This window comes from Amycolatopsis sp. NPDC089917 (assembly GCF_040684635.1).
Taxonomy (GTDB): domain Bacteria; phylum Actinomycetota; class Actinomycetes; order Mycobacteriales; family Pseudonocardiaceae; genus Amycolatopsis.
In genome coordinates this window covers 239374-245373 of sequence record NZ_JBFBGL010000004.1, presented here as the reverse complement: position 1 = coordinate 245373, position 6000 = coordinate 239374, and the positions used below count along the sequence as shown (strand labels likewise).

The window sequence follows — 6000 nt, the reverse complement described above, 5'->3', positions numbered from 1 at the left end:
CAAAACACTCGGCTGGCAAACACCAGCCGAGTGCCTACGACGACTACTCTTCCCGAACGAAACAACCAACGTTGCAACCACCAGGTGAATCCGCCCCTCCTTGAGGGACTCTGGGTCCCTCAAGGAGGCCTTCACGGACAGCTGTTCGGCCGCTAGCCGCGGGTGCTCGGGGCCTCGGCCACCGGGTCGGGTCGCGGGGGGACGTCCGTTTCGATCACCTTCGGGACCCCTCGCAGGCTCCGCAGCGCCACCACCGCGAGCACGACCATGACCACCGCGCTGCCGAGCATGCTGGTCCGGATGCCGCCGACGAACGACTCCTCGGCCGCCGTGCGGACCGCCGTCGCCACCGGTTCCGGCAGGCCGGTCGCGACCGCCGCGGTGGCGCTGAACGACTCCCGCACCTGGGCGGCGAGATCCGGTGGCACACCGGCGGGCAGGGTCAGTTCGGCGTGGTAGACCGCCGACAGCACGCTCCCGACCACCGCGATCCCGAGCGAGCCGCCGAGTTCGTAGGCGGTGGCGGAGATCGCCGACGCGGCACCGGCGCGGTCCCGGGGGACCGTGCCGAGGATGGTGTCGCCGGTGACGGTCAGCGTGAGTCCGGCGCCCGCGCCGAACGCCACCTGCGCGGCCAGGACCAGCAGATACGGCGAGTCCGTGCTGATCGCGCCGAACAGCCCGAAGCCGACCGACGCCAGCGCCAGCCCGCCCGAGACCGTCGTCGCCCGGCCGAACCGGCGCACCGCCTTGGCCGCCACGACACCGCCCGCGACGAGCGCGGCGATCGCGCCCGGCACGAACGCCAGCCCGGAGCGCAGCGGGCTCCAGCCCAGCACGAGCTGGAAGTACTGACTGGAGATCAGGGCGAACGCCGACATCGTGAACACCGACACCAGGTTCGAACCGACCGACGCGGAGAACCCGCGGCGCCGGAACAGGTCCAGGTCGATCAACGGCTGGTCGAGGCGCCGCTGACGTCGGCCGAACCACAGCAGCGAAGCGCCACCGACCGCGAAAGCGCCGAGCACTTCCGGGTACCACAGGCCGACGTAGAAAGCGCCCTTCAGCCCGTACACCACGGCGACCAGGCCGACGATGGACAGCAGCACGCTGGGCAGGTCGAGCCGCAACCGGCCGCTGGACCGCGATTCGGGGACGACGCGGGCCGCGCCGAGGATCAGCAGGGCCACCGGGATGTTGACCAGGAAGACCGAACCCCACCAGAAGTGCTCCAGCAGCACGCCGCCGACGATCGGGCCGATCGCGAACCCCGCGGCCGACACCCCGGCGGTGACACCCACCGCCGCCGTCCGGGCCCGCTGGGTGGTGAAAACCGCGCGCAGCAACGAAGTCGTCGAGGGCAGCACCGCGGCGCCCGCGACCCCCAGCAGCGCGCGGGCCGCGATGAGCGTTTCGGAGCTCGGGGCGTAGGCGGCGACCAGCGAGCCCAGCGCGAACGCCGTCACCCCGATCAGCAGCACCCGCCGCCTGCCGAACCGGTCGCCGAGATTGCCCATGGTCACCAGCAGGCCGCCCATGGCGAAGCCGTAGACGTCCGCGATCCACAGCAGTTCCTCGGCCGACGCGCCGAGCTGGGTGGTCAGCGCCGGCACCGCCAGGTGCAGCACGGTCATGTCGATCGCGACCATCAGCTGCGCCAGGCAGGACACCATGATCGTGGCGATGTCGCGGGCCTTGCTCATGCGGCCACCGCCTCGGGCAGCCGGGGCCGGGGTTTCGGTTTCAGCGTGTCCCGGAGGTCGGCGCGCAGCAGGGTGAACGCCGACGTCAGCCCGGGCAGCCGGTGCAGCAGGTGGTCCGGGCCGGCGACGAGGACCCGGCCGACGCCGAGCCTGGCGAACCGGTGGACCAGCCCGGGCAGCCGCACCGCGTTGACCGTCGACTCCAGCAGGAGCGACGCCGCCTCGCCGCCAGTCCGGACCGGCTCTCCGTCCTGGTCGGACACGATCGGCAGGGCCGGGTCCGAGAACCCGAACCCGCCGAAGACCTCTTCCGCCAGCCTGTCGCGCAGCCCGCCGAGCATCCGCGCGTGGGCCGCGGGCCGCATGGTCGTGAGCGCGTATCCGCCCGCCGCCCGCACCCGCCGGACGAAGTCGTCCAAGTCGGTCTCGCGCAGGGTCACCAGGTGGACCTCGTCGTCGAACCGGCCGGACAGCTCGTGGCCGATCCCGTCGAGGATCTCGCCGAGCGCCGGTTCCGGTGTCCGCACGATGAACTGGCTGACGAGATCCTGATGCGTCGTCTCGAAATACTCCCGTTCCCGGCGCGCGACGGCGTCCACGAGCCGGACGAGATCCGCCACGGGCAGGGCACCGGCGCGGACCACGGCGGCGCGTTCACCGAAGCTGGCGCCGCCGACCGCGACCGGCACCAGCCCGTGCTCCCGCTCCGCGCGTTCGGCCAGCGCCAGCGACGCGAGCACGAACGCGATCTGGGTGTGCTCGGTGTACTCCTCGTCCGCTCTGGCGAGCGGATCCAGCAGGGAACGCCCGAGCGCGTGCTCGGCCACGCCGAGCAGGCGCCGGGCCAGGGGATCGATGACGAGGAACCGGCCCAGTTCCGAGGCACGGGCCGGGCCCATGCCGGGGAAGAGGACGGCATCGGTGGAATTTTCCACTGCGCACACCCAGTTTCGTGACGGGGATCAGAGTTGTTCGGCGGCGGCGAACTGCTCCAGCCGCTTCCGGTCCGGTTTCCCGTTGCGGTTCAACGGGAACTGATCGGTGACGAGGACGCGGTTCGGCTGCTCCGCGGGCGGCAGCACCCCGCAGATCCGGTCACGCCAGTACCGCGAGTCGCGTTGCGCGTCGTCCTCGACGACGAACACCAGGCTCGACCCGCGCCGCTGGTCGGGCAGCGCGACGATCTTCGCGGAGCAGCCCTCACCGGCCAAGCGGTGCTCGATCACCTCGGGGTGCAGGGTGTGCCCGTTGCGGTGCACCGCCCGTTTGCGCCCGACGACGAACAGGTTCCCGTCCGCGTCGAGCCTGCCGAGGTCGCCGGTGGCGTACCAGCCGCGGTCGACCGGGAGCACCTGACCGGTGGCGTCGAGGTAGCCCTCCATCAGATCCGGGTCGAGCACGAACAGCTCGCCGACCTCGCCGTGGGGCAGCACGGTGCCGTCGTCGGCGCGGACCTGGAGCGTCAGCCCTTCCACGATCTGCCCGCAGCCGCGCGGGTTCCCGATGTTGGCGAAGGCGACGTTGCCCATCTCGGTGCTGCCGTAGCTGTCGAGCAGCGGCATGCCGAACAGCTCGTCCGACTGCGCCACGACCCCGGGTTCGAGCGGCGCGGCACCGCTGCACAGCATGCGCACGCGGGAGAATTCCTCTTTGAGCGCGGGGCGTTTGCCGATGATGTTGAACAGGCTGCGATACGTGGACGGCGTCGCGTCGACGACCGTCGCCCCGGCGCGCCCGGCCAGGCGCAGCGCGCGGTCGGGACGGCGGTAGGGCGCGATCACCAGCGAGCAGTCCCGCAGCCACGCGATCATCACCATGGACAGGCCGTACTGGTGGTTGAACGACAGCAGCGGCAGGAGGACGTCGTCGGCGACGTGACCGACGAGGTCGGCGTTGCGTTCAAGGTTCTTCAGGAACCGCGCGCCGTTCTTCGCGACACCCTTGGGGACGCCGGTCGAGCCGGACGACCACATCACGAGGCTGTCGGGCAGCTTTTCCCAGACGTCGAACCGAAGCCGGACATCGGTCGGGGTCCGGTCGGCGGCGGCCACCATGATCTCGTAGGTGTAGGCCGCGGGCGCGTCCACCGGCATCGGCGCGTCGTCGTCGACGACGGCCAGCACGACACCGGAACCGGCGATCGTCTCGGCCGTGCGGTCGGCGTGCTCCATGTGATCGACGAGCACCACCGACGCGCCGGCGTGCATCAGCGCGACGAGGATCGTCAGATAGGCCAGCGTGTTGTCGGCCTTGAGCAGGACACGGTCACCGGAGCCGACGCCCCGGTCCCGCAGTACTTCGGCGACGCGGAGGGCCTGCTGTTCGAAGGCCGCGCCGCCGGTGACCGCGTCGGGGGAATAGATCTTCGCGAACATGGGGAAGTCCTTTCCGCTGTCAATCCAGGCTCACCGGGGCGATCTCGTCGAACACGTCGCCGGGACCGGGGTTGTCCGGATGGGTGCCGCCGCCCAGGTGCTCGACGACGCCCCACACGGCGTTCAGCGCGGTGGTGACCGCGCTCTCGGAGAAACCGGCGATCCACGCGACGTCGTCGCCGGCGAGGAAGAAGCCGCGGTGATGGTCGGCGGCGTCACGCTGCATGAACTGGGTGAACAGCCGCCGCTGGTAGCGGTAACTGCCGGGCAGGCTCGATTTGAAGGCGCCCTTGAAATGCGGCTGGGTCTCCCAGGTGATCGCGATCGGCGGGCCGATCATGTGCGAGCGGATGTCGACGCCCGGGTAGATCTTGGCCAGCGCGTCCAGCATCACGTCGAGCCGCTCGTCCGGGGTCAGCGAGGCGACCTTCAGCGAGTCGTCGTTCCACGTGTAGGACAGCAGCATCGTGCCGGGTTCGTCGGGCCCGTTGTCGATCAGGTAGACCCCGCGCGGAATGCGGTCGGTGAGCGTCGTGCTCATCACGTCCCGCCCGGTCGCCGGGTCCTGGTCGAGCCAGAACGGCCGGTCGGTGATGACGAACAGCTTGGACGCGCCCATGTAGTGGGTGCGCTCCAGCGCGGTCCAGACCGGCTGCGGCAGGAGCGAGTCGTCGCTCTTCATGCCGGAGAGCAGGTTCCAGTTCTGCGCGGCGAAGATCGCGGCCGGGTAGGTGCGCACGTCGCGGTTCGCGTCCTCGATGGTGAACCCGCGGCCGGTCCGGTCGATCCGCACGACCGCCGGGCGCGGCTCGCCGCCGTGCAGGCTCTTCAGCGAGGTGCCGGACGGCCAGTACTCGAGGTCGGCGGGCTCGTCCGCCCAGAGACCGAGCGGCAGCTGCTGGCAGCCGCCGAGGATGCGATGGTGCTCGTCGCTGGTGTCGGTGCAGATCACCCGCAGGATCTCGAGCGCGGAGTTGGGGAAGTCGGTGTCCCAGCCGCCGCAGCCGAAACCGACCTGGCCGAAGATCTCGCGGTGCTCGAAGGAGGAGAACAGCGGGGACGAGGTCAGGAATCCGTAGAAGGACACGTTGTCGAACTTGGTGACCAGGTGGTTCCACAGCGCCTTGATGGTGGTGATGTCGCGGCGCCGGATGGCGTCCTCCATCAGCGACATGTCGGCCTGCTCCTGCAGGGTCTTCGTCCAGGCGTCGTTGACCTCGCGGTACACCGGCGGCAGATCGGCGGACGTGCGCGCCCAGTGGTTCTCGCCGTGCAGGTTGATCACCGTGCTCGGCGACGCGGGGGAGAGCGGGTTCGGGAACGGCGTCGTCTCCAGCCCGACCTTGTCGATGTAGTGGAAGAGCGCGCCGGCGGACGGCGGGAAGCGCATGGCGCCCAGTTCGGCGACGGCGTCCGGGTAGCCCGGCAGGCTCACCGAGCGCATCCGGCCGCCCAGCTGTTCGGCCTCGTAGATGACCGGCTTCAGGCCGAGCTTCATCAGCTCGTAGGCGGCCACCATCCCGGACAGCCCGCCGCCGATCACCGCGACCTCGGTGCCGTGCGCTTGGCGCGGTATCCGGCCGAGACCGGCGGGGTGGCGGATCCAGTCGTCGTAGGCGAACGGGAAATCGGGGCACAGCATGCTCGTCGGCGGCGCCGCCTCGGCCCGCTGGCGGGGCAGGACGTGTTCTTCGACGGGAGACATGGTCATCGGCGTTACCTCCGGCACTAGTTCTGGCGTCGCGCTGACGACCCCGGGCCGGCACGGCGGACGCCGGCGTTCTCGTGCGGCTACGGGTCTCAACGCTGAAATCCGGTTCGCCGAAAGCCACGTTAACGATTCCGATCAGGCGCGCTGGATACCTTTTCCACCGCTTGCCCACGACTCGGAAACCCGGCAGGGAGCGGGCGGTTACCCG

The 6000-nt window shown here is 70.5% G+C and carries 4 protein-coding genes; all 4 read right to left on the bottom strand.

Features of this window, described 5'->3' with window-relative positions:
• Positions 1-152: 152 nt before the first annotated feature.
• From AB0N89_RS05425 to AB0N89_RS05410, 4 genes are read right to left on the bottom strand one after another with little or no spacing between them, the layout of a single operon-like run.
• The gene (locus tag AB0N89_RS05425) at positions 153-1706 is read right to left on the bottom strand and encodes an MFS transporter (RefSeq protein ID WP_364200453.1); all 1554 of its coding nucleotides are present in this window, start codon (positions 1704-1706) and stop codon (positions 153-155) included.
• Positions 1703-2641, bottom strand: coding sequence for an ACP S-malonyltransferase (locus AB0N89_RS05420; RefSeq protein WP_364200451.1), 939 nt, complete (start codon positions 2639-2641; stop codon positions 1703-1705). The genes AB0N89_RS05425 and AB0N89_RS05420 overlap by 4 nt, the downstream gene beginning before the upstream one ends.
• A 27-nt stretch (positions 2642-2668) precedes the next feature.
• Positions 2669-4081, bottom strand: a complete 1413-nt coding sequence (locus AB0N89_RS05415) for a class I adenylate-forming enzyme family protein (RefSeq protein WP_364200449.1) — start codon at positions 4079-4081, stop codon at positions 2669-2671.
• 19 nt (positions 4082-4100) lie between these two features.
• Positions 4101-5792, bottom strand: coding sequence for an NAD(P)/FAD-dependent oxidoreductase (locus AB0N89_RS05410; RefSeq protein ID WP_364200448.1), 1692 nt, complete (start codon positions 5790-5792; stop codon positions 4101-4103).
• Positions 5793-6000: the final 208 nt, after the last annotated feature.